Origin of the sequence: Moheibacter sediminis (assembly GCF_900176425.1) — a bacterium.
In the GTDB taxonomy this organism is placed as follows: domain Bacteria; phylum Bacteroidota; class Bacteroidia; order Flavobacteriales; family Weeksellaceae; genus Moheibacter; species Moheibacter sediminis.
In genome coordinates this window covers 155,505-178,339 of sequence record NZ_FWXS01000003.1, presented here as the reverse complement: position 1 = coordinate 178,339, position 22,835 = coordinate 155,505, and the positions used below count along the sequence as shown (strand labels likewise).

Genomic DNA, 22,835 nt, shown 5'->3' with positions numbered 1-22,835 from the left:
TTTAATTCCTCGTATTTGCTTCTCCGTATCCCATCAATACATCATAACGAACTCCCCAGGGACGGTAATAAAAAAGTGCCTGATAAAGATTTTCCGTCTGCCAGAAACTTCCGTTGATTTCGGACATACTTATTTTTTGGGTGGAATTGTCATAAACTGCGTACTGATAATTGTAATAACCTTGTTTCAACAAAACTGCTGCTTCCCACATATCAGCATCCGTCTTTTTCAATTGATATTGTGGTGCAATCTGCCAGTTGTTGAATGAGCCTACAATGTATAACTCCTTGTTTCCTCCTGCATCGTTGAATTCATCCAAAGCAAAATGAACCCAGACATAATCGGCCTCGGAACTAGACATGGTCTGGTCCATCAGTCTTGCATTTCTTATATAAAAAGCTCCGTTCACATCGCGGTCATCAAAATAACTTAAGTTGTGTTTTTGAAAATCAGCACGAATCACCGCATGGTATAAACTGTCTTGTCTAAAAACACGCTCAGTCGTCAAAGCAGGAACTTCCAATGTTTTGGTATCAAACCAAAGGTATTCACTTCCGCCTTCGAATAAATTATTTTGGTCGCGGTAAGTGAGTTGGTTATTTTGGGTGAATTGTGGTTTTTTAATAGTTAAATTATCTTCCCAGTTGTTATTTTTCATGATGAAGAGCGTCGCTCCATCAGGTGTTTCGGTCAGGTTCATCTGCGGACTTGACACCAATACATTTACCCTTTGTGTCAAATCTTTACTTCCGATGGCACGTTCTGTCTGTACTCCGAGTGAAACTTTTCTTTCGTCATAAACGGCAAATCTTCGGGTAAAAACCGGATTGTTTTCGTCTTTTGTATAAACTTTAATAACATAATTTCCGGCAACTTTCAGACGTGTATCGCGATTTGGAATTTGCAATTGGTAATGCGTATAAATCTGATAAGTATTAAATGAATTTCTGTAAGTACGGATATAATCTGAACTGTATCCGTCCAAAAATTCAGACTGGAAAATTCCTGAAGGTGTCCAATCGGCGTTGTAATGTTCAATTTTATAATTATATTCCTGAAATCCTGCATTTAAATCATCAAAAGACAGAATCAGATATTCGCTCCCCAAACGAATCAATGGCATTTGATCATTGGTCTGTGGATTGAACAGCTGGACGGTTCTGATGCTTTCAGGTGGTAAAACTTCAGAATATTTTTGTGCACTTAAAATGAACGAAACACAAAGCGATATAAGGGTGAGAATTAATTTCATCTGTTCTTTTTATTTTTTTTGCCAAACCTATATACAGATAGGCACGTGGAATGCTAACGATAAATTGTATCAATTCGCATTTCTTATTTTCAAAAGTAAGGATTTGAAATTAAAATTAATTCAAAATTTAAATTGAATTAACTCAACACATCCCTGATCTCAGCCACTTTATCAAAAACGCTTTTTGCAAAGGGACAAAGCGGAATGATTTTCAAATCTTTTTCACGTGCAAATTCCACCGCTGCCATCACCATTTTTTTGCCGACTCCCTGCCCGCTGAAATCGGGATTTACTTCTGTGTGGTCTATGATAAATTTATCAGCTCCCGCCCAAGTATAAGTCATCAAACCCGCTTGAATATCATTTTCAATTGCAGCAAAACCTCCTTTTTTGCCGTCGTCTTGTCTTTCTATTTTCATATTATTTTATACTTAATGCACCCGATGGGCAGATTGCTACTTGTTTGATTAATTGTTCGCTCGTTGCATTTTCCATTCTCAGCCAAGGCTTTTCTTTTGGAAAATAAACGTTTGGAAGTGTTTTGACAGACTTTCCTGAATGGGTACACAATTTAGGTTTCCACAAAATTGTGATTTCGCCGTTTGAATATTCTTTTGTGTCCATATCATGAATTTTTAAATTAATTCACTTTTAATTTCAATGTTTCCTGCCAGCATTTTATGAACGGGACATCTCCCTGAAATTTCATGTAGCTTATGGATTTGTTCATCTGTCAAATCTCCGGTGATTTTTATGTTTTTAGTAAATGTGGTCGTGTCTAATTTCAAATTTCTTTTAAAATCAACTTCAATTGTTACCTCATCCACATTCCAGCCTTTTCGGTCAGCATACATTTTCACAGTCGCGGTCGAACAAGTCGCCAATGCTGCCGAAAGTAATTCTCCGGGATTTGGCCCTAAATCTTTTCCTCCTGCGGAAATGGGTTCGTCAATCACAAAATTATGCGAATCACTTACAACCACTGTTCGGTAATTTTCCTTTCCTATCCTGGCTTTTACGCTTGTGCTCATTATTTCATTTTGATATTTGGATTCTGTGGCGGAAGAGGAACAAAATCAGTCTCGCCCGGAACTTTCGGAAATTTCTGTTCTAACCAATCTTGTTTTGCCTGTTCAATTTTTTCTCTTTCGCTTGAAACAAAATTCCAGTAGATGAATCTTTCTTCCGGAAATGCTTCTCCTCCAAAAATGTAAACCGTCGTATTTTCAGTCATTTCAAATTCACACAATTTGGCATCTTTCGCAATCAAAATATGTTTCGGTTCGTAAGTGTTTCCTTCACTTTTGATACTTCCTTCGAGAATATAAAGAGCGCTTTCACCAAACAAATCATCTCCGATACTCAACTTTGCGGCTTCCTTACTTTTAATTTCGATGAAATAAAGCGGACTATAAACCGGAACCGGCGATGTATGACCAAAAGCTTTTCCTGCAATCAATTTAATTTCAACGCCATCCTGTTCCCAATGCGGAATTGTATCAGCTTCGATGTGTGTAAAGCTTGATTCAACTTCTTCCAGTTCTTTGGGCAAAGCCACCCAAATCTGCAATCCGTGCAGACTTTTTTCGGAAGTTCTCAGATATTCCGGCGTTCTTTCTGAATGCACAACGCCTTTTCCGGCAGTCATCCAATTCACTGCACCCGGCTGGATTTCAACTTCTGAACCTATGCTGTCACGGTGCATAATTGCACCTTCAAACAAATAAGTCAAAGTGGAAAGTCCGATGTGCGGATGCGGAGCAACATCGAGATTTTGATAATCTTTGAGCTGTGCAGGTCCCATGTGGTCAATGAACACAAAGGGCCCGACAGATCTTTTTTGTTTGAACGGAAGCAACCTCCCTACCATGAAATTGCCAATATCTGCGGCTCTTTCTTCTATGATTAACTGAATGTTTGACATGATTAAATTTCCATTTTTTTAAAGTCAGGGTCTATGATTCTTTTCCATTCCGGATGCCTTTTGATATAAGCAAAAACAAACGGACAAAGCGGAATCAACACATAATTATTTTGTTCTAAATAATCCAAAGTCTTTTCTACGACTGCATTTCCGACACCTTTTCCTTCCAATTCCAAAGGAACTTCTGTATGCGTCAAAGTTATTTTACTGTCTCGTTCTTTGTAGTCAATGAAAGCAATGTGACCTTCCACTTCTAACTCGAAACGTTTATTTTCTTCATTTTTCACTAACTGAATTTCTATGTGTTCTGGCTTCATATTTCAATCTTTTTTTGGAATAAGGGGAAATTACGAAAATTCCCCCTTGCATTAAAATTAAATTTATATAGAATTATTAATTCTCAAATTAATTGAACTTCAGGCATTGCACCTTAACTCTCTAAATAACCAAATTTTCCGGTATTATAATCGTTGAAAGCTGCCATGATTTCTTCTCTGGAATTCATCACAAACGGACCGTGAGAAACAATCGGTTCGTCAATCGGCTCACCACTCAAAATCAAAACAACTGAATTTTCCAATGCTTCGACTGTGAATTCTTCTCCTTCATTTTTAAACAAAACAAAATGGTCTTCCGAAATTACTTCGCTTTCGTTTATTTTCACTTTTCCTTCCACTATTAATGCTGCAGTATTATAATTCGCAGGAAAATTAAAGCGTGCTTTTCCGCCAGAATTCAATTTTGCATTTTGTAAATGAACCGGTGTAAATGTGCTGGCAGTTCCTGTTATGTCATTAAATTTTCCTGCAATCACTTCGATTAAGCCTGCGTTTTCAGGCAATTCAACTTTTATAATTTGTTCGTTCGAAATGGCTTGGTATTTTGGTTTGGACATTTTATCTTTTGCGGGAAGATTGACCCAAAGCTGTACCATTTGGAAATCACCGCCTTGTTTAGCGAAATTTTCTTCATGGTATTCTTTATGCAAAACACCCGAAGCTGCCGTCATCCACTGAACATCTCCTTCACCAATTACGCCTCCACCGCCTGCGCTATCATGGTGTGCCACTTTTCCTTGATAAGCAATTGTCACTGTTTCAAATCCACGATGTGGATGCACACCAACACCTCTCTGACCATCAGTCGCGGGAAAATAATATTTAGAATTGTAGTCCAACATTATAAAAGGATTCATACGTTTCATGTCCAAACCGATAGCGTTTGGAATAAAATTGTGAACTCTGAAACCATCACCCACAAAATGTGCTGCGGGCGGTGCGATGACCAATTCTATATTTTTTGTTTTCACCTTTGAATAAGATTTGAAACAAAATTAGTATCAAATCAAAAGATATACATTGATGTAGGATAATTAAGAATATTTTGAATTATTTATAAAAATTAAAAATTTATAATAATAATTACCCTGGTTTGAAGTTTTTGTGCGCCAATTCTTTACGGACACGACTCAAAGATTCGGGTGTGATTCCCAAATAAGAAGCAATCATCCATTGCGGCACACGAAGGGTAACATCCGGATACAATTTAATAAAATCTAAATACCGAACCTCGGCGGTTGCGCTTAAAAGAAGATTGATTCTTTTGTGTAAATGACGAATGTGATTGTTGAGTGCAAATAAATTATAAGTTCTGAATGAAGGGCTTAATTCAGAAATTTTTTCAAAAAAAGCCTCGTTCATCATCACGATTTTAGAATCTTCCACCGCTTCGATGTATTGCTCGGAAGTATCATGAAACAGAACACTCGAACGGTCAGAAATTAACCAGTTTTCGGGTGCAAACTGTAAAATATGTTCTTTTCCGTGATTGTCAATCGTGTAGGCACGAAGCAAACCTTTGGCAACAAAAAAAGTGTGCAGGCAGGATTCGCCTTGACGTAAAATCACTTCGTTCTTTTTTACTTTTTTCTCGATGAGGTTTTCCTGTACAACTTTTCTGAGCTCAGGTGTTATGTCAACTGATTTTCCTTGAAAATATTCGATTATTTCTTCAAACATTCCGGTTGAATTTTGGCTCAATTTACGGCAATATTTGTACATTCATCAGCATTAAATAAAATTCTATGATTGACATTCAAAACCATCCGGTAATTTCTAATTTATTGAAAAAATTAAACCCTGAAACTCAACCTGTTTTCGGCATCATGACATCGCAACACATGATTGAACATTTGATTTTATTGGCAAAACTTTCCAATGGCGGCATCAAAGGACAATTGATGCGGAGTGAAGAAACGGCTGTAAAATGGAAACAAGGTTTGATTTATACCGACATGGAATTTCCAATGGGAATCAGAGTTCCGGGTCAGGAAGAAAATACTTTGCCCGAACTTCGTTATGAAAATTTGCAGAAAGCCATTGAGAAATTAGAAAATGAACTTAAAATTTTTGAGGAATTTTATAAGGATGATAAAGAAAAATCAATGATGCATCCGGCTTTGGGATTATTGAATTATGATGAATGGATTGTTTTTCACAGTAAACATTTCGCACATCATTTTAAACAATTTGGATTGGTATAAAAAAGACGGACAATTGTCCGTCTCTACATTTATTTCAATATATTTTTAATTATTATCCCTTCAATACAGAGCGGGAAATCACAATTTTCTGAATTTCAGAAGTTCCTTCGTAAATCTGTGTAATTTTCGCATCGCGCATCAAACGCTCAACGTGGTATTCTTTCACGAAACCGTATCCACCATGGATTTGAACAGCTTCAACCGTTACGTCCATCGCCGTTTTAGAAGCGAACAATTTTGCCATTGCTCCTTCTTTATCGAAGTTTTGTTTTTGGTCTTTCAACCAGGCAGCATGCATACAAAGGTGTCTTGCTGCGTCGATATTGGTCGCCATATCTGCCAATTTGAAAGCGATGGCTTGATGTTCTGAAATTGTTTTTCCGAAAGCTTTTCTTTCCTGTGAATACTTCAATGCCAATTCATAGGCACCGCTCGCGATTCCCAATGCCTGAGATGCAATTCCGATTCTACCACCTGAAAGTGTCTGCATTGCGAATTTGAATCCGAAACCGTCTTCACCGATTCTGTTTTCTTTTGGAACTTTCACGTCTGTGAACATCAATGAATGCGTGTCAGAACCACGGATTCCCAATTTATTTTCTTTCAAACCGACTTGGAAGCCTTCCATTCCTTTTTCAACTATCAAACAGTTGATTCCTTTGTGTCCCAATTCTGGGTTGGTTTGTGCAATTACCAAATAGACGGAAGCTGTACTACCGTTGGTAATCCAGTTCTTCGTTCCGTTTAATAAGTAATAATCGCCTTTATCTTCTGCGGTAGTTCTTTGAGAAGTTGCGTCTGAACCTGCTTCCGGCTCAGAAAGACAGAAAGCACCGATTTGTTCGCCCGTTGCTAATTTGGTAAGGTATTTTTGTTTTTGTTCTTCTGATCCGAATTTTTCGATTCCCCAACAAACGAGTGAGTTGTTTACGGACATCACTACTGAAGCTGAAGCATCGACTTTCGAAATTTCTTCCATTGCGAGAACGTAAGACATGGTGTCGAGTCCGCTTCCGCCGTATTTAGGGTCAACCATCATTCCGAGGAATCCGAGTTCGCCCATTTTTTTGATTTGTTCGGTTGGGAATTTTTGGTGTTCGTCGCGTTCGATGACTCCGGGAAGTAGTTCTGTTTGAGCAAAGTCTCTTGCCGCCTGTCGTATCATCAAATGTTCTTCTGATAGTTGAAAATCCATATTATTGTTTGTTTTAATTCTGGGGACGAAAATAGATTTTTTCGTTGGAATATACCTAATTAGGATTAATTTTTCGGTGAAATTTATTCTTAATTACATCGATTCCATAATTATTTGGATAACGAATTAGCGCCCGGGATGAAGGCATTTGTCTGAGCTCTCCCGATTTTTATCGGGAAGCGAGTGCCGCCAGCCCGTTAAGGCGCCCAGCTCCTAACATCCAAAGGAGAAATTTTAAAAGAAATTTATTTTGAGAAGTTCTGCGATTTCCAACAGATATGGAGTAAGTTGACTTTGTTCCCAAATTTCCGGTTCTCCGATTTTACTTATGAATGGATAGGTGTAATAAATAATTGCGCTTAATACGAGGAGATTGATGAGAAATCCGAAGACGGCACCTCCGAGCCGATTGAATATACCTAATCCTACACCGTGAACGACTTCGTGCAGAATTTTGGAAATGATTTTTATGGCGATGACGACGAGTACAATTGTAAGAATCAGAGATACGATTTTGACCAATGCGCCGGGGATGAAGTCTTGTTCAATCACGAATGCTTCGAGGAGATTAGAAAAGTTGAAGCCTATCCAAATGGCAATCCCAATCCCGATGAATCCTGACAGGGATTTAATAAATCCTTTCTGGAATCCGCCGGCAAGCCCAATAACTAGGATGATTGCGAGTGCGATGTCGAGCCCGTTCACTTTTGGTTTTAGTTTATCATTGCATTAGATTCCTCCTTCATCGGAATGACATTTAAACGTATAATGTGCAACCAAATGTTTTTCGCTGATTTGTTTGATGACATTTACCAAACGGTCTATGTCTTCACGTGTGTTGTAGCAGCTGTACGATACGCGAACGGGTGTGATTCTCTCAATAGTTTCTGCATCTAAAACAGACTGAATAACTGTAGAAACTTTGGACGCGCCCGAACTGCATGCGCTTCCTTGTGAAACGGCGATTCCTTTAAGTTCCAATTCAAATCCGATTAAAGCATCTTTGAACGGCAAACGTACATTTAAAACGGTATAAAGACTTTTGTCCAAATCTGCAGAAAGTCCGTTGAATTCAACGCCCGGAATTTCTTCCTGCAATTTTTGAATTGTGTAGGATTTCAAATCTTCGATGTGTGCACGATGTTTGTCCAAATCATTCAATGACATTTCAAATGCTTTTGCCAATCCCACTACGCCATAAACATTTTCGGTTCCAGAACGCAGGTTTCGTTCTTGTCCGCCTCCTGTAATCTGTGGTTTGAATTGTAATGATTTCCTGACAAATGCAAATCCTATTCCTTTGGGTCCGTGTAATTTGTGCGCACTGCAAGATGCGAAATCAATTTTTAATTTGCTCAAATCCATCGGATAATGTCCCAATGTCTGAACGGTATCTGTGTGGAAAAGCGCATTATTTTCTTCGCACAATTGCTGTACTTTTTCGACGTCTAACAAATTTCCTATTTCGTTATTGGCGTGCATGAGCGTTACCAAAGTTTTTTTGTCGGAAACTTGTAAAATTCTTTCCAATTCATCATAATCGACTGAACCACTTGGGTCTAATTTAACTCTTATGACTTCTACTTTTCGGTTGGATTCCATTTCTGCAACGGTTTCCTGAACGCATTTGTGTTCTAATGTTGAAGTTATAATTCGAGTCACTCCCAAATGGTCAACGCAAGAGCGGATGATGAAATTGTTGGATTCCGTACCGCAAGATGTGAATACAATTTCTGACGAAGAAACGTTTAATAATTCGGCAATTTTTTTACGGGAAAGTTCCATCTGTGCTTTTGCCTCTCTTCCAAAAACGTGTGTAGATGAAGGATTTCCGTAAATGTTGTGCATGCACTGTGTCATTGTATCAATCACTTCTTTGTGCATCGGCGTTGTAGCCGCATTGTCTAAATATACGCGCTGCATCTTAATTTCCGTTGTGATTAATGAATTCTACTTTGGGATTCTCCACTTTGTCAACTGACAAAATCATCAATGGATTGGTGATTGCCATGGTTGCCATGCCTTCAGGCCCTGTTGCGCTGTAATGCACTTCAATGGTACTTCCTTTTTGGAAAACTGACTCGATTTTGTATTCAGTTCCGCCGCTGTTTTTACTTTGGAAATGTTTTGCAATGATGATTTTTTTGGAAAAATCAATGTGAGGAGCACTTTGTGCAGGCTGCATGGTAACTTGTACCCATAATTCTGCAAATTCTCCTTGATTTTCTATTACTTTTGTTTCTTCTTGTCCGGTTCCTCCGTATTCGGATTCGAAAACTATTTCAAAGTCAGACATTTCTTTTCCCTCTTTTGAAGTCACTTTGGAATTGTTACAAGCACTTAAAAGCATTGTAATTCCAAGTATAAATGTGAATATTAATTTATGATTCATTGTGCGTGAAATTTCCTTCAAATTTAAGGAATAAATTTCGGACGCGGAGAATTATTAGTCTTTCAAATCTTTGAATCTCATCAAGTCTGTAGTTAGGAAACGCCATTCCGGGGTCAACATTGAACCTTCTTTCGCTTCATACCAAGGACTGATGTCATCACGAGAAGGATTGGCTATAATCTGTATTTCCTGTGCAGGCTGATAACTTTGGGCCAATAAAAAAACTTTTTCTCCTCGGGCATTTTTGGCTAAATCTACCACTATCACAGCATGTCCATTGGGACTGCTTTGCTGAACAAATACGTCTCCAACCTGAATGTCTTTTAATTTAACCGAAGTCAAATCGGAACAAAAACTGGGTGTGGAAACTTTTTCCATTACATAATCCAGGTATTCATTGAATTTAGATTTTGAAGTATCGCCATTAGAAAATTCAGCAAATGAATATTTGGTTTGGTTTCCGTGAAAAGATATTTTATCGAAATTTTGATTGGCAAATAAATATTCTGATTTTAAACGGATAACCGCATCAGCAGAGGATTGTAAGTCTTTTGGGGAAATGGGCATGTCTATTACTGACACATAAATATTGGGATTGGGCTTAATTTTCCCGTCGTACATTCGGGCAGGAGCCCCTTCGGGTTTTAAATTTAAAGTGCGTAAATATTCCCCAAACGAACCTGACTTTAGTTGAGTTCTTTCGTAGCCTGCCGGTACATCAAATCTTGCAAGAATTGTTCGGCCATAATCATTGATCATCGGCGTCGATTCCACCATACTCAATGATTCATAAGACTGCGAGCCACCGCGGTTCATTGTATTACAAGAAATAATTGGTATAAGTATAATCGGTATTAAACGAGTAATTTTCATCTGCTATTTTCCCTTTGCCCAAAAATTACAAACTGCAAATATTGTTCCATTCAAGCCTTGAGAAAAAATACAACCCTGATTTTTAATGAAAATCAGGGTTGTAAGAAATTAACTATAAGAGTAATTAAATTTTCTATGATTCACAGCTGCTGCAGCTTACCAAGTTCGTAACCATTTCTTTGGAAACGCTTTGGCTTCTTTGGTAATAAAGTGTTTTCACTCCTAATTTCCATGCTTCGATCAATAAATTATTTACATCCTTGATCGGCAATTCCGAAGGAATGTTCAAGTTTAAACTTTGTGACTGGTCCACATATTTCTGGCGAATGGATGCTTGCTGAATAATTTCCAGCTGGCTGATTTCTTTGAATGTTTTGAAGACCGCTTTTTCATGGTCTGTCAATCCATCTACTTGCTGTACGCTTCCTCCGTTCAACATGATGTTTCTCCAAGTGTCTTCGTTATCTAAACCTTTTTCAATCAATAATTTAGCCAGATATTTGTTTTTACGCATGAAATTTCCTTTGGATAGTCCCGCTTTGTAATAATTGCTGCTGAACGGCTCAATTCCCGGAGAAGTCTGTCCTAAAATTGCAGAAGAAGAAGTTGTCGGAGCAATCGCCAATGTCGTGGTGTTTCTTCGTCCGTATTCTTTCAACAATTCCGGCTCTCCATAGATTCTAGCCAATTCCTGAGTTGCTTTGTCTGCTCTGTCCTGGATGTGCTTGAATATTTCAGTTGTCAACATTTTAGCTTCCAATCCTTCGAATGGAATCATGTTTTTTTGTAAATATGAATGCCACCCTAAAACGCCTAAACCAAGCGCTCTGTGTCTTTTCGCGAAACGGTTTGCAGATGCTAAATAATGGTTTCCTTCTGTTTTTTCGATAAATTCCTGTAAAACTGCATCTAAGAAGAAAATCGCCAATTTCACTGCTTCCGTATCTTTCCATTCGTCATATAGTTCCAAATTCATGGAAGATAGACAACAAATGAATGACTCATCTTCATTGGAAGGCAACATGATCTCTGAACACAAATTACTTGCATTGATTCTCATATTTAAATCTTTATAAACCTGTGGCTTATTACGATTCACATTATCAGAAAACAAAATATACGGTAATCCTTTTTGCTGGCGGCTTTCTAAAATTTTCGCCCAAACCTGGCGTTTTTCCATATCACCATCTACCATTTCCTGCATCCAATAATCAGGAACACAAACTCCTGTAAACAAGTTCTGAATTGGATTTCCGATATTTTTAATTTTCAAAAATTCATCAATATCTGCATGGTCAATGTCAATATAAGCGGCAAAAGCACCTCTTCTCACACCACCTTGTGAAATCGTATCCATCGCAGTATCAAACAGTTTCATAAAACTAACGGCTCCACTACTCTTTCCGTTGTCCGTCACTGCACTTCCTCTTTCTCTCAAAGAACCAAAATAACCTGAAGTTCCCCCTCCGATTTTGGTCTGCATGATTACTTCTCCTAATTTATGGGTAATTCCTTCGATGCTGTCCGGAATGTGAACATTGAAACACGAAATCGGCAAACCTCTTTCTGTTCCCATGTTTGCCCAAATCGGCGAACTCAAACTCATCCAACCGCGCTCTACCATTTCCATGAAAGATTCTTTCAATTCCGGTTTGTAAAGACGTTTTGCAGCAGCTCCACAGATGCGTTCGATTGCACCTTCTACAGTTTCACCTTTTAGTAAATATCCTCTGTTGAGTATTTGTTCACTTTCTTCATTTTTCCACCAAAGTTTTTCTCTTAACTCGGGCTGAAGTGTTGTCTGTATCGGTAGTTCTTTGTCTTGTAGTTCCATATATTGAGTGGCTTTTAGTTTAAAATAAATCGTTAGCGGTAATTGGTTTATCGTGTTTGGTGTAATCTGTTGGACGTTTTGCAAAGAAATCGTCTAAGCTGTTGGCAAAAACTTCTTCTTCGAACCAAGCCATTGGCTTGTACAATTCTTGAGAAATATTGTAAACCGGTTTCAATCCGATTTTTCTCATACTGTCATCTACTCTGAATTTCATGAAATTGAGCAAATCGGTCTTGTTTACAGTTTCAATATTGCCTTCGATGAAAATCCAGTCTAAAATTCTTTCTTCTATATCGATTGAATTTTCAACGGTTGCATGGATGTGGCCAATCATTTCATCATCAAAGAAATCAGGGAATTCTTCACGGATTTTATTGACTATATAAATCCCTGCATTGGCGTGAATCTGCTCATCAACCGAAGTCCAGGCAATGATGTTGCTCACATTTTTCATATATCCTTTGAATTTTGTAAAAGAAAGGATAATCCCAAATTGGCTGAACAATGAAACATTTTCAATCAAAATTGAGAACAAAATCAATGAAACTACATATTTCTTGCGGTCTTGTGATCTTGCATCTTTCAAAGCAGCAGAAAGGTATTCGATTCTTTCTTTGATAACCGGAACTTCCAACAAGTTTTCGAATTCATCATTGTAACCTAAAACTTCCAAAAGTCTTGAATAAGCTTCTGAATGACGAAATTCACATTCAGCAAAAGTTGCGCCCAATCCATTAAATTCAGGTTTCGGAAAATGCTGGTAAATGTCTCCCCAAAAAGTTTTTACCGCTACTTCGATTTGTGCAATTGCCAGCAAACTGTTTTTGATGGCGATGCGTTCCGCTACTGTCAAGTGTGAATGAAAATCTTGTGTATCTGCTGTGAAATCTACTTCACTATGCACCCAAAATGATTTATTGATGGCTTCCGTAAATTGAAATATTCCGGGATATTCAAACGGTTTGTAATTAACTCTTTTATCAAATATGGACATAAAATGAATTTTTTTCAGTAATTATTTTTGTTGTTTTTACCTAAAAACCGTCAGAAAAATCAAGAGTCAAAAATATCCTGTCCACTTGTAAAAAATGAACTCATTTATTTTCAAAACTTTAAAGGTTTTTCTGTAGGATGTTTTGGTATATTCAAAATTAAACGATTGAAAAATTTATTCGTTATAATTGTACCAAAAGATATTGAGATGTTATCAACAAAGATGTTATAAAATTGAAAATCAATTATTTAACATAAGCTTAAACTTGTATAAATTTATATAAAAATCACGCTCAAACAGTTACCAACAAAGCGTTTCAAACATGATGGATGTCACAAAAAAATCCTGAATTCTCATTCAGGATTTTAACAATTTATAAACTTAAATTTGATCTTATCTTGCAATATTCACTGCGCGGGTTTCACGAATTACCGTTACGCGAACTTGTCCCGGGTAAGTTAATTCGTTTTGAATTTTATCTGTAATCAAAAATGACAGTTCAGAGGCCTTCGCATCATCTACCCTGTCGCTTTCCACCATTACGCGTAATTCACGTCCTGCCTGGATTGCAAATGCTTTTTCAACACCATCGAAACTTAAAGCAGTTGTTTCTAAATCTTTTAAACGCTGGATGTAGGATTCTACTACTTGTCTTCTCGCGCCTGGTCTTGCACCGCTGATCGCGTCACAAACTTGAATTATCGGGGATAACAAGGATGTCATTTCGATTTCGTCGTGGTGTGCACCGATTGCATTGACAACATCCGGATGCTCTCCGTACTTTTCTGCCCACTGCATACCTAAAATAGCGTGAGGCAGCTCCGATTCCTGCTCCGGTACTTTCCCAATATCATGCAATAGACCTGCTCTTTTAGCCAGCTTCGCATTCAAACCGAGTTCAGCAGCCATCGTTCCTGCAAGATGCGCTACCTCTCTGGAGTGCTGTAATAAGTTTTGCCCGTAAGATGAACGGTATTTCATTCTCCCTACAATTTTTACCAAATCTTTGTGCAATCCGTGAATCCCTAAATCGAGAATAGTTTTCTTACCTACTTCAATGATTTCATCATCAATTTGTTTGGTTGTTTTAGCTACGACTTCTTCAATTCTAGCTGGGTGAATACGTCCGTCAGTCACCAAACGGTGCAACGACAAACGTGCAATTTCTCTTCTAACCGGATCAAAACACGATAAAATAATCGCTTCCGGCGTATCGTCCACAATGATTTCAACACCTGTTGCAGCCTCAATCGCACGGATGTTTCGACCTTCACGACCGATGATTCTTCCTTTTACTTCGTCTGATTCAATATTGAAAACTGAAACAGCATTTTCTACCGCTTGCTCTGTTCCGATTCTTTGAATGGATTGGATGATGATTTTTTTGGCTTCGTTTTTTGCGTTCAATTCTGCCTCTTCCATGATTTCCTGAATATGTGACTGCGCCTTGGTTTTGGCTTCGTCTTTCAGGGTTTCAAGCAATTCTTGTTTGGCTTCTTCCGCAGTATAATTGGCCACTTTCTCCAAAACTTCTACCTGCTTTTTATGCATGGTGTCTACCTCTTTTTGTTTGAGGTTTAACTTATCTTGGCGAGATTGCAGATTACTGGTCTCGTTTTTCAACAAATCTTTTTGTCTTTGCAATTCAGAAAAATCCAATTTATTTCTGTCTTCTCTTTCTTTTACTTTCAATTCCGAATCGGCAATTTTCCTTTCTCTTTGATTGACAGACTCTTCATGAGCAGCTTTCAATTCAAGAAATTTTTCTTTTGCCTGAAATATTTTTTCTTTTTTAATTGTTTCCCCTTCGCGTTCTGCTTCGCTTATGATTTCTTTGGCTTTACTGTTTGCGGTATCTACCAATATTTGATTTTGCTGGTCAACAGATTTTTTTGATAAAAAATATCCGATGGCTGCTCCGATGAGCAATGCAACAATTCCTATGATTATGCTGATAATATCCATTTATATATATGTATAACTTTGAGTTTATTTCATAAAAAATCCTACATCAGTCCAAGTGTTTTACGTAAACTCCATAAAACAGGTTTTGAGCTATTCCGCCAGTCAAGATTCCGCTGTCAAATAATTTGAACAACCTAAGTTGCTACGGCCTGCTTTCCGGACGACTTTCACTCGTTTAAAAACTTCGTGTTGAGTTTACCAAAAATGTTAGAACTAATGTAGGATAAATATTTTTACTGTATTTAAACAGCTGAGCGTCTTTAATTTAATTATTCAATTCTCTTTCAATCAAATCTGTGAGTTTCCCCAATTTTTCATTTAACTCATTGTCTGAACCTGTTCCTGACTGCTTCAGCAAATGGTATTTTGAAGCCATTTGCAAAGCGACCATCGAGAGCGCATCTTGTTTATCTGTCACGGCGTAACGCTCCTCAAATTCTTTTATCAATGTATTAATTTCCTTCCCTGCATTCCTCACTGCTTCCTCTTCATCAGCATTAATGGACAAAGGATACTGCCTGCCTGCTATGTTAACTTTCACTTTTAAGCTGCTCATCCTTTTGTATTTTTAATTTGTGCCATGCACACATCCAATTCTTTTATGAGTCTGTTGACTCTCAACTTCATTAACCTACGGTGTTCATTTTCGCCTAACATTGCGTTGGCTACTTTCAACCTGTCATTCTCATCTTTCAGCCGTACGGTTTCGATTCTGGATTCTTTTAATCCTTGTTTTAATGCTTCAATTTCTTCTTTTAGTGAACTTTTTTCTTTTTTAATATCTTTATAAGCAACCAACAATTGATGGAGCTTTTGTTCGAGTTTTATAAAATTTGATTCACTTTGATTCATTTAAAGAGAACTTTTATAGTTCTAACTTATTAGTGCAAAGTTAACCTTTTTTTATTTTAGTTCAAATCTGATTTTCGATTTAATTTCATTACAATTTAAAGGCTAAATTTGGTTTTTATATTTTTGTTCAAATTAATTCTATAAATGAAAAATTTAGCCTTACTGATTGTACTCTCCATGAATCTGTATGCGTGCGCCCAATCCGCTGAAAATAAAGATAGTAATAATCAACAAAAAAAAGAATATCCGAAATCTGATTTCAGAAATCCGATGGGAATCACCAATTATCTGGCTGGAAATTTCGGAGAATTAAGAAACAATCACTTCCACAGCGGCATCGACATCAAAACCAATCAAAAAGAAGGCTACAATATTTATGCTGTCGGAGACGGATATGTTTCAAGAATTAATATTTCACCACGCGGTTATGGAAACGCGATTTACATTGATCACGTAAATGGTTACACTTCGGTTTACGGGCATTTGCAAAAATTTAATGATGTAATTGAAAAATATACCCGCGAATATCAATACAAAAATGAAGAATTCACCGTTGAAATTTATCCTAAAAAAGATGAATTGATTGTAAAATCAGGCGACATCATTGCACTTTCCGGAAATTCCGGTGGATCAGCAGGACCGCATCTTCACTTCGAAATCCGTGATACCAAAACAGAAGAACCCATCAATCCTTTTTTGTTTGGATTTGATGTTCCTGACACGAGCGCGCCACTCATCAACGGTCTTTACATTTATCCGATTCATGGAAATGTCAATGGAAAAACTACGCGTCAAGCAGTTACTGCCGGAACTACGGTTTCAGCTTCTGGAAAAGTTGGATTGGGAATTAAAGCTTACGACAAACACAATGGTGCAGATAATTTAAATGGAATTTATCAGATAAATATTTTTGTAAATGAAGAACCGCACTTCACTTATACCAATGAAAGATTGAATTTTTCCACGACGCGCGCCATCAATTGTTTGGTTGATTATGAAGACCGAATGAAAAACAACAGTTGGGTTTATCAATTATTTCTTTCCGAAGGAAATCCTTTGCATATGTTTTCAAATGTGAAAAATAATGGAATCATCGATTTGGAAGAAGGAAAAGAATATGCAATCAGAATTGAGGTTTTGGATTATGCAGGAAATAAAAAAGAAGCCAAATACAAATTAGCAGGAAAAACACCTCCGGCAGATGCCCCAAAAATGGAAGGTGAAAATGTTTTCCGATGGAACAAAGAAAATTATTTCAAAAAAGACGGAATCGAAATCGTTATGCCGAAAGGGACTATATATGAAGATTTGAATTTCACCCATAAAAAAACGGACAAAGGCAAACATTACGTTCATGACTGGAATGTTCCAGTTCATACTTATTATACCGTTTCGATTGAGCCTGAAGGAATTCCAACCGCTCAACTTGACAAAGCCATTTTACTCAGAGAGTACCAACAGCGCGGCGCTTGGAAAACGGAATACATCACGGCGGAATACAAAAATGGCAAGGTCATCGGTGAAGCAAGAGACTTTGGCGTTTTCTCAGTCATCATAGATGATACAAAACCTGTAATAAATCCTGTCAATATCAAAGAAAATAGTACATTTACGGCTTCCAAAAGTGTGGTTCGTTTTACGATAAGCGACAGTCAGTCAGGGATAAAAGGATTTGCAGCGTATGTAGACGGAAAATGGATTCTGACCAATTACGATCAAAAATCAAAAAGCCTGACGATTGATTTGCAAAAAGAAGGAATCGCCGATGGGAAACACCAATTAGAATTAAAAGTTTGGGATGAAAAAAACAACACAGCAACTTATACCGCAAATTTCAGCAAAGGCGCTTAGTACCCTTTTATTTGCAATTTTATTAATCGGATTTGCAAAAGGACAAGCTACCATCAATGGAAAAATTATCGACGAGTACAAAATGCCCATCATGGACGTTTTGGTCACGGACAATACCGGAACTTATACTACTTTTTCCAATTCGGATGGAGATTTCACATTGGAAATTCCTGCCGAAACCGATTTACAAATCAGCTTCCAAAAAGAAGGACACGTGATATACAATCAAAATTTAAACCTTTCCAACGGTGAAAGATTCGATTTCAATGTCATGTTGGTTTCTGAAGAAATTGCCAGTGTAGAACTAGATCAAGCTATCATTTTTACCAAAAAAACAGAAAAGCCACTCACAAGTATTTCATTCAAACCGGAAGAAATGCAAACAATTGTAGGTGTGACGGGAGGTGTAACTGAAATGCTTCAAAGTTTACCCTCAGTAAGTTCAGCTTCAGAATTAAGTTCTCAATACCGCGTTCGCGGAGGAAATTATGACGAAAATTTAGTTTATGTAAATGGAATTGAAGTTTACAGACCACAATTGATCCGTTCAGGCGAACAAGAGGGTTTAGGTTTTGTAAATCCTTATATGACAGAGGCAATTAACTTTTCTGCCGGTGGCTGGGAAGCGAAATACGGGGATAAAATGTCGAGTGTTTTGGACATCATTTATAAAAGACCTAAAGAATTTGAAGCTTCTTTGGAGGCAAGTTTAATGGGCGGTGCGTTGACAGTTGGAGGAGCAAGCAAAAATCAGAAATTCTCCGCAATCGTTGGAGCGCGTTATCAGAATAGAAATTTAGTTTTGAATACATTGGACGGAGAAAGTGATTTCAATCCGGTTTATTATGATTTTCAGGCAAATTTGAATTATAAATTCAACTCAAAATGGGAATTGAATTTCCTGGGAACGATGACCCAAAGCAAATTTGATTTGGCTCCGAAAACACGTGAAACCAAATTCGGAGGATTAGACAATCCAATGAGTTTGACTGTTTTTTACGAAGGAAATGAAGAAGACAAATTCGCTACGGAAACAGTTTCATTGTCACTACGCCACAAGCCGAACAGAAAATTGGATTTAATTTTCGATGCATTTGGATTTCATTCAAAAGAACAAGAATATTTTGACATTTACGGCGCATACCGTATCAACGAATTGGATGGCGAAGGAAATGCTTCGATGACTTATGACATCGGAAGCCAGATCGACCACGCAAGAAATAATTTCGATGTTTTGGTTGCAGGAATTCAACACAAAGGAAGCTATAGATTTAATTCTAACAACGATATCGAATGGGGCTTGAAATACCAAAGAGAAGACATTCGTGACTTATTGAATGAGTGGCAATACATTGATTCCACAGGTTTTTCCCTTCCAAATACTTTCATTCCGGGACAGGTTGATCCGGGAGATTTATTTCTAAATAATTATGTAAATGCCAAAAACGAACTGACTTCCAATCGTTTTTCAGGTTACGGGCAATACACGAAAAAATTCATGTGGGGTAGTTCGAAAGTGATGGTCAACGGAGGTGTCCGTGCAACTTACTGGGATTTCAATGAAGAATTGAATATCAGCCCTCGCGCACAAATCGCCATCAAACCTGAATGGGACATGGATATGTTGTTCCGTTTTGCGACAGGAGTTTATTACCAGCCGCCTTTCTACAGAGAAATCAGAAATCTTTCGGGAGAATTGGTTAACGATGTAAAATCTCAGCAATCAATTCATTTCATTTTAGGAAATGATTATGAGTTCGAATGGATGGAACGCAAATTTAAATTGACCACAGAAGCTTATTATAAAATCTTAAATGACATCAATCCATATTTTGTTGACAACGTGAGAATCCGTTACACGGCTGACAATAATGCCCAAGGTTATGCTTATGGAGTCGATGCACGTTTGTTCGGTGAATTTGTACCGGGCGTGGATTCTTGGTTGAGTTTGTCTTATGCGAGAGCTTATCAGAATATTGACGGACGCGGAGATATTCCGATGCCGACAGATCCGAGATTTAAAGCATCAATTTTCTTCCAGGATTATATGCCGATGTGGCCTTCATTCAAAGTAAATGTGAATTTGGTATATGCTTCAGGTTTACCGAACGGAGCACCGCCATTTACAGATCCTTATGAATTCCAGAATTATTTAACGGATTACAAACGTGTTGACATCGGATTTATGAAAGAATTTATCAACCAAGGAGATTTGAAAAAATCAGGAGATTTCTGGGGTAAATTTAAAGAATTATCCATCGGAGTTGATTTGTTCAACATCTTCGACATCAGAAACGAAATCAGCAATACTTGGGTTCGCGATGTAAATACCTCACAGATTTATGGTGTACCAAACCGTTTGACGGGAAGATTCATCAATGCGAAATTGAGAATGAAATTCTAAAATTAATTCCATAAAAATATTATAGAAAGGATTGCTCAACGGCAGTCCTTTTTATTTAATTAATAATTGCCTTTATCATTGACCTCATCGAATCTACGATTTTCGACAAGGGAGATTTGAAATTAAAAGGAGAACCGAAGGCTCGGTAAAAGATTCTTAATTTAGTTATACTACATTTAGAATGACAATTGATAACAGTAATAAAATATTAAAAAATTTAATTCAAAATAGTTCATATTTCAGCAGAGATTTTTACATTTATCATCACTAAGCACTTTCTCCTTTTTGAATTTTGGATATATCTGGAATTCATTCATTTAAATTAAACTAAAAGGCCCTCTTTAATGAATTTGTTTAAACTCTCTGCTGCAAAAATTTACCTACCTATCATATTTATTTTTTTTATTAATTCTTTAGCTGCTCAAATTAATCCTGAAACAGAAAAAAAACGTTTTGAAACCCTTGACAAAAAATCAGAACTAAATCAGGAAGAGCTTCGGGAAATGCTCAAAATCAGCGACCGGGCTCAGAATTATGATTTAAATGCCACTATTGAATACCTCAACAAAGCAGCTAAACATTTCGAAAAACAAAAAGATTATTTTTTCCTGACTGAATATGCTGAGAAAATAAGTTTGGCTTATATGATCAAAGGCGAAACGCAAACGGGAATAGATATCGCCAACAAAATTGCGGACAAGTACAAAGATAAATTTTCGGAAGAAGAATGGATTAAACTCCAGATTCTCAATGTTCGATTTTTGGAACAAGTCGATATGAATGACGAAGCCTTGACGCTCATCAAAAAACTTCTCCCACAGACCAAAAATGATTTGCACAAAGCGACGCTTTATTCTTTCAGTGGTGGAATCAATATGGACAAAGGGAATTATGATTTGGCTGCAAAAGATTATTACACCTCATTGCGCCTTTATGAAAAACTTAAAAACGAAGCCAATATAATTACCACTTACAACCGTTTGGGCATGCTCAATCATGCTATAGAAGATTTCCCTAAAGCTATAAAATATTACAAAATGGGACTCAGCCTTGCGCTCAAAGCCAACAGCCAAAGAGATCTCACGGTTTTGTATTTAAACATGGGAAACCTTTATCAGAAAGTAGATTCGTTGGACAAAGCAATTTATTATTACGATAAAAATTTAGAAATCCTCAAAAAAACCAACAACGTTCCGGACATGGCGCGGAACCTGCTCAACCGCGGAAATGTATTTGCCAAACAAAAAAATTTCACAAAAGCTTTTGAAAGTTACGAGCAAGCGCTTGAAATCTGCAATGAATATAACATAGACTTCGGAAAGATGCACGTTTACTACAATATAGGAAAGGGTTACATCGAAACCAAACAATACAACAAAGCCATCTCTGCGCTTGACAGTGCACTTTATTTTGCAAAAGCGATGGAGGCGAAAGACATAGAATTGGGCATCCATTACAGTTTTTCAGATGTTTATGAAGCCACGAGAAATTTCGAAAAAGCTTATGCATCTTATACCAAATACCATGAATTGGAGAAGGAAGTCATGAATGAAGAAAAGCACAAAACGCTTTCCGAACTAGAAATCAAATACGAAACGGAACTCAAAGACCAAAAGATTGCACAAATCAATCAATCACTTGCCACCAAAAAAGCTGAAAATGGTTTATTAATTTTAGGTGTTGTTCTTTTGATATTGATTGCCGGATTTATCATTTTCTTCCTCATTTATCGAAACCGTACACTCAAACAACTCTATGAAAGAAATATAGAATTGATGAAAAACTTCCAGTTCAAAGCAAATGAAGAAGATGAATTGGAAGAAGTAACAGAAATCACTGTGGAAAACGAAGACAACCTCAAAAAGATTTTTGACAGAATTCTGTATGCATTGGAAAAAGAAAAAATTTATACCAATCCTACTCTTTCTCTTTCTGAAACTGCCGAACATGTAAAGAGTAACGATAAATATGTATCTGCTGCAATTGCTGAAAATGCCAATATGAATTATTCAAATTTCATTAATTTTTATAGAATCAACGAGGCCAAACGTCTCATTTATGAAGATGGACATTTTAACCTAAATGAAGTGATGCATACTTGTGGATTTAATTCAAGAACTACATTTTACAATGCCTTCAAAAAACACACCGGTTTGTCTCCAAAACAATTTAAGGAAATGGGTGAAACCGAACTTATTTTGGCATCTTAATTTCCCTACAAAAACAAGATTTACATTTCTTTATTATTTACTCAATTAAATTGATTTTTTTAGAGCACATTTTGTAAAACAACGCTACAACCCTGAATTTTCCTGAAATCGGAACACTTTTTCCTGAAATCGGAACATAATAATTTTGGACGAAATTCATTTCATCATCATATTTGTCCTATCAAAATTCACTCAGAATTTTGATATTGAAAGCAAGACAATATTCTTTTAAAAATATTTCAATTGCACAGTTAAGTTTTCAAAGATTAATACACAAAAAAATAAAGAAAACTCGTTTTTTATATTAAACAAACTGTGCAGTTGCCATACCTAAATCGTTCTACTAAAACTGCGGCAAACCTCCGCAGTTTTTTTTTATTCATTATCCCTGGTGTACATTCATTATTAAGGCAAAAAATCAAAGTAAATTCTCAGATCGATTTTTCATTGAGTTAACTTTCCTAACTTTTTCGTGTCTTTTTCATAACCTTTCAATAAGTTTCACAACAACTTACAGTTCTATTTTTGGCATCTACCAATTCAACTA

General features: G+C 37.0%; 23 protein-coding genes. 4 read left to right on the top strand and 19 right to left on the bottom strand.

Translation table 11 applies throughout. The annotated features are described in order from the left end of the window. Nucleotide 1: 1 nt before the first annotated feature. The 8 genes from B8977_RS05900 to B8977_RS05865 all read right to left on the bottom strand — a co-directional run bounded on the left by B8977_RS05900 (nucleotide 2) and on the right by B8977_RS05865 (nucleotide 5,236). Nucleotides 2–1,252 carry a type IX secretion system plug protein gene (locus tag B8977_RS05900; RefSeq protein ID WP_084016759.1) on the bottom strand — a complete coding sequence of 417 codons (1,251 nt, stop codon included), beginning with the start codon at nucleotides 1,250–1,252 and terminating at the stop codon, nucleotides 2–4. Nucleotides 1,253–1,389: 137 nt separating this feature from the next. Next, on the bottom strand, nucleotides 1,390–1,671 hold the full coding sequence (locus tag B8977_RS05895) for a GNAT family N-acetyltransferase (RefSeq protein ID WP_084016758.1): 282 nt from the start codon (nucleotides 1,669–1,671) through the stop codon (nucleotides 1,390–1,392). 1 nt (nucleotide 1,672) lies between these two features. Continuing rightward, nucleotides 1,673–1,876, bottom strand: coding sequence for a (4Fe-4S)-binding protein (locus B8977_RS05890; RefSeq protein WP_084016757.1), 204 nt, complete (start codon nucleotides 1,874–1,876; stop codon nucleotides 1,673–1,675). 11 nt (nucleotides 1,877–1,887) lie between these two features. Beyond that, entirely contained in the window at nucleotides 1,888–2,283 is a 396-nt protein-coding gene (locus B8977_RS05885) for an OsmC family protein (RefSeq protein ID WP_084016756.1), read from the bottom strand. Then, complete coding sequence (locus B8977_RS05880) at nucleotides 2,283–3,176, bottom strand: pirin family protein (protein WP_084016755.1); 894 nt, start codon at nucleotides 3,174–3,176, stop codon at nucleotides 2,283–2,285. Before B8977_RS05880 ends, B8977_RS05885 begins: the two co-directional genes overlap by 1 nt. 2 nt (nucleotides 3,177–3,178) lie before the next feature. Beyond that, on the bottom strand, nucleotides 3,179–3,493 hold the full coding sequence (locus tag B8977_RS05875; protein ID WP_084016754.1) for a GNAT family N-acetyltransferase: 315 nt from the start codon (nucleotides 3,491–3,493) through the stop codon (nucleotides 3,179–3,181). A gap of 113 nt (nucleotides 3,494–3,606) precedes the next feature. Continuing rightward, complete coding sequence (locus B8977_RS05870) at nucleotides 3,607–4,485, bottom strand: pirin family protein (protein ID WP_084016753.1); 879 nt, start codon at nucleotides 4,483–4,485, stop codon at nucleotides 3,607–3,609. Nucleotides 4,486–4,597: 112 nt separating this feature from the next. After that, a complete protein-coding gene (locus tag B8977_RS05865; RefSeq protein WP_245828458.1) occupies nucleotides 4,598–5,236 on the bottom strand; it encodes a Crp/Fnr family transcriptional regulator in 639 nt (212 codons plus the stop codon). Nucleotides 5,237–5,259: 23 nt separating this feature from the next. On the opposite strand from B8977_RS05865, the gene B8977_RS05860 reads away from it, so the two are divergent. After that, nucleotides 5,260–5,718, top strand: coding sequence for a DUF1569 domain-containing protein (locus B8977_RS05860; RefSeq protein WP_084016752.1), 459 nt, complete (start codon nucleotides 5,260–5,262; stop codon nucleotides 5,716–5,718). A gap of 52 nt (nucleotides 5,719–5,770) precedes the next feature. Here B8977_RS05860 and B8977_RS05855 read toward each other — a convergent pair whose 3' ends face one another. The 10 genes from B8977_RS05855 to B8977_RS05810 all read right to left on the bottom strand — a co-directional run bounded on the left by B8977_RS05855 (nucleotide 5,771) and on the right by B8977_RS05810 (nucleotide 15,823). After that, nucleotides 5,771–6,913 carry an acyl-CoA dehydrogenase gene (locus tag B8977_RS05855; protein ID WP_084016751.1) on the bottom strand — a complete coding sequence of 381 codons (1,143 nt, stop codon included), beginning with the start codon at nucleotides 6,911–6,913 and terminating at the stop codon, nucleotides 5,771–5,773. 234 nt (nucleotides 6,914–7,147) lie between these two features. After that, nucleotides 7,148–7,618 (bottom strand): CvpA family protein, encoded by a 471-nt coding sequence (locus B8977_RS05850; protein WP_084016750.1) that lies wholly within the window; start codon nucleotides 7,616–7,618, stop codon nucleotides 7,148–7,150. Nucleotides 7,619–7,642: 24 nt separating this feature from the next. After that, a complete protein-coding gene (locus tag B8977_RS05845; RefSeq protein ID WP_084016749.1) occupies nucleotides 7,643–8,836 on the bottom strand; it encodes a cysteine desulfurase family protein in 1,194 nt (397 codons plus the stop codon). Between the two features lies 1 nt (nucleotide 8,837). Then, complete coding sequence (locus tag B8977_RS05840) at nucleotides 8,838–9,305, bottom strand: hypothetical protein (protein ID WP_084016748.1); 468 nt, start codon at nucleotides 9,303–9,305, stop codon at nucleotides 8,838–8,840. 54 nt (nucleotides 9,306–9,359) lie between these two features. Next, nucleotides 9,360–10,178, bottom strand: coding sequence for a DUF4846 domain-containing protein (locus B8977_RS05835; protein ID WP_084016747.1), 819 nt, complete (start codon nucleotides 10,176–10,178; stop codon nucleotides 9,360–9,362). 133 nt (nucleotides 10,179–10,311) lie between these two features. After that, nucleotides 10,312–12,012 (bottom strand): ribonucleoside-diphosphate reductase subunit alpha, encoded by a 1,701-nt coding sequence (locus B8977_RS05830; protein ID WP_084016746.1) that lies wholly within the window; start codon nucleotides 12,010–12,012, stop codon nucleotides 10,312–10,314. Nucleotides 12,013–12,031: 19 nt separating this feature from the next. After that, on the bottom strand, nucleotides 12,032–13,006 hold the full coding sequence (locus B8977_RS05825; protein WP_084016745.1) for a ribonucleotide-diphosphate reductase subunit beta: 975 nt from the start codon (nucleotides 13,004–13,006) through the stop codon (nucleotides 12,032–12,034). Between the two features lie 393 nt (nucleotides 13,007–13,399). After that, nucleotides 13,400–14,971 (bottom strand): ribonuclease Y, encoded by a 1,572-nt coding sequence (gene rny, locus B8977_RS05820; protein ID WP_084016744.1) that lies wholly within the window; start codon nucleotides 14,969–14,971, stop codon nucleotides 13,400–13,402. Nucleotides 14,972–15,236: 265 nt separating this feature from the next. Then, a complete protein-coding gene (locus B8977_RS05815; protein ID WP_084016743.1) occupies nucleotides 15,237–15,527 on the bottom strand; it encodes a cell division protein ZapA in 291 nt (96 codons plus the stop codon). Continuing rightward, nucleotides 15,524–15,823, bottom strand: a complete 300-nt coding sequence (locus B8977_RS05810) for a hypothetical protein (protein ID WP_084016742.1) — start codon at nucleotides 15,821–15,823, stop codon at nucleotides 15,524–15,526. Before B8977_RS05810 ends, B8977_RS05815 begins: the two co-directional genes overlap by 4 nt. Before the next feature lie 144 nt (nucleotides 15,824–15,967). On the opposite strand from B8977_RS05810, the gene B8977_RS05805 reads away from it, so the two are divergent. From B8977_RS05805 to B8977_RS05795, 3 genes are all read left to right on the top strand, one after another. Next, nucleotides 15,968–17,674 carry a M23 family metallopeptidase gene (locus tag B8977_RS05805; RefSeq protein ID WP_084016741.1) on the top strand — a complete coding sequence of 569 codons (1,707 nt, stop codon included), beginning with the start codon at nucleotides 15,968–15,970 and terminating at the stop codon, nucleotides 17,672–17,674. Continuing rightward, the gene (locus B8977_RS05800) at nucleotides 17,622–20,078 is read left to right on the top strand and encodes a TonB-dependent receptor (protein WP_084016740.1); all 2,457 of its coding nucleotides are present in this window, start codon (nucleotides 17,622–17,624) and stop codon (nucleotides 20,076–20,078) included. The genes B8977_RS05805 and B8977_RS05800 overlap by 53 nt, the downstream gene beginning before the upstream one ends. Before the next feature lie 344 nt (nucleotides 20,079–20,422). Then, on the top strand, nucleotides 20,423–22,288 hold the full coding sequence (locus B8977_RS05795; RefSeq protein WP_084016739.1) for a tetratricopeptide repeat protein: 1,866 nt from the start codon (nucleotides 20,423–20,425) through the stop codon (nucleotides 22,286–22,288). Between the two features lie 37 nt (nucleotides 22,289–22,325). Here the strand turns inward: B8977_RS05795 and B8977_RS15255 are convergent, their stop codons facing one another. Continuing rightward, nucleotides 22,326–22,448 carry a hypothetical protein gene (locus tag B8977_RS15255; protein ID WP_262494076.1) on the bottom strand — a complete coding sequence of 41 codons (123 nt, stop codon included), beginning with the start codon at nucleotides 22,446–22,448 and terminating at the stop codon, nucleotides 22,326–22,328. Between the last annotated feature and the right edge of the window lie 387 nt (nucleotides 22,449–22,835).

What these genes read in the sequence shown, in the direction of transcription:
- B8977_RS05890 (WP_084016757.1), bottom strand. Translation starts at nt 1,876, where the DNA reads ATGGACACAAAAGAATATTCAAACGGCGAAATCACAATTTTGTGGAAA.
- B8977_RS05855 (WP_084016751.1), bottom strand. Translation starts at nt 6,913, where the DNA reads ATGGATTTTCAACTATCAGAAGAACATTTGATGATACGACAGGCGGCA.
- rny (WP_084016744.1), bottom strand. Translation starts at nt 14,971, where the DNA reads ATGGATATTATCAGCATAATCATAGGAATTGTTGCATTGCTCATCGGA.
- B8977_RS05895 (WP_084016758.1), bottom strand. Translation starts at nt 1,671, where the DNA reads ATGAAAATAGAAAGACAAGACGACGGCAAAAAAGGAGGTTTTGCTGCA.
- B8977_RS05875 (WP_084016754.1), bottom strand. Translation starts at nt 3,493, where the DNA reads ATGAAGCCAGAACACATAGAAATTCAGTTAGTGAAAAATGAAGAAAAT.
- B8977_RS05845 (WP_084016749.1), bottom strand. Translation starts at nt 8,836, where the DNA reads ATGCAGCGCGTATATTTAGACAATGCGGCTACAACGCCGATGCACAAA.
- B8977_RS05840 (WP_084016748.1), bottom strand. Translation starts at nt 9,305, where the DNA reads ATGAATCATAAATTAATATTCACATTTATACTTGGAATTACAATGCTT.
- B8977_RS05800 (WP_084016740.1), top strand. Translation starts at nt 17,622, where the DNA reads ATGAAAAAAACAACACAGCAACTTATACCGCAAATTTCAGCAAAGGCG.
- B8977_RS05795 (WP_084016739.1), top strand. Translation starts at nt 20,423, where the DNA reads ATGAATTTGTTTAAACTCTCTGCTGCAAAAATTTACCTACCTATCATA.
- B8977_RS05835 (WP_084016747.1), bottom strand. Translation starts at nt 10,178, where the DNA reads ATGAAAATTACTCGTTTAATACCGATTATACTTATACCAATTATTTCT.
- B8977_RS05900 (WP_084016759.1), bottom strand. Translation starts at nt 1,252, where the DNA reads ATGAAATTAATTCTCACCCTTATATCGCTTTGTGTTTCGTTCATTTTA.
- B8977_RS05810 (WP_084016742.1), bottom strand. Translation starts at nt 15,823, where the DNA reads ATGAATCAAAGTGAATCAAATTTTATAAAACTCGAACAAAAGCTCCAT.
- B8977_RS05860 (WP_084016752.1), top strand. Translation starts at nt 5,260, where the DNA reads ATGATTGACATTCAAAACCATCCGGTAATTTCTAATTTATTGAAAAAA.
- B8977_RS05815 (WP_084016743.1), bottom strand. Translation starts at nt 15,527, where the DNA reads ATGAGCAGCTTAAAAGTGAAAGTTAACATAGCAGGCAGGCAGTATCCT.
- B8977_RS05880 (WP_084016755.1), bottom strand. Translation starts at nt 3,176, where the DNA reads ATGTCAAACATTCAGTTAATCATAGAAGAAAGAGCCGCAGATATTGGC.
- B8977_RS05825 (WP_084016745.1), bottom strand. Translation starts at nt 13,006, where the DNA reads ATGTCCATATTTGATAAAAGAGTTAATTACAAACCGTTTGAATATCCC.
- B8977_RS05885 (WP_084016756.1), bottom strand. Translation starts at nt 2,283, where the DNA reads ATGAGCACAAGCGTAAAAGCCAGGATAGGAAAGGAAAATTACCGAACA.
- B8977_RS05805 (WP_084016741.1), top strand. Translation starts at nt 15,968, where the DNA reads ATGAAAAATTTAGCCTTACTGATTGTACTCTCCATGAATCTGTATGCG.
- B8977_RS05830 (WP_084016746.1), bottom strand. Translation starts at nt 12,012, where the DNA reads ATGGAACTACAAGACAAAGAACTACCGATACAGACAACACTTCAGCCC.
- B8977_RS05865 (WP_245828458.1), bottom strand. Translation starts at nt 5,236, where the DNA reads ATGTACAAATATTGCCGTAAATTGAGCCAAAATTCAACCGGAATGTTT.
- B8977_RS15255 (WP_262494076.1), bottom strand. Translation starts at nt 22,448, where the DNA reads ATGAATTTCGTCCAAAATTATTATGTTCCGATTTCAGGAAAAAGTGTT.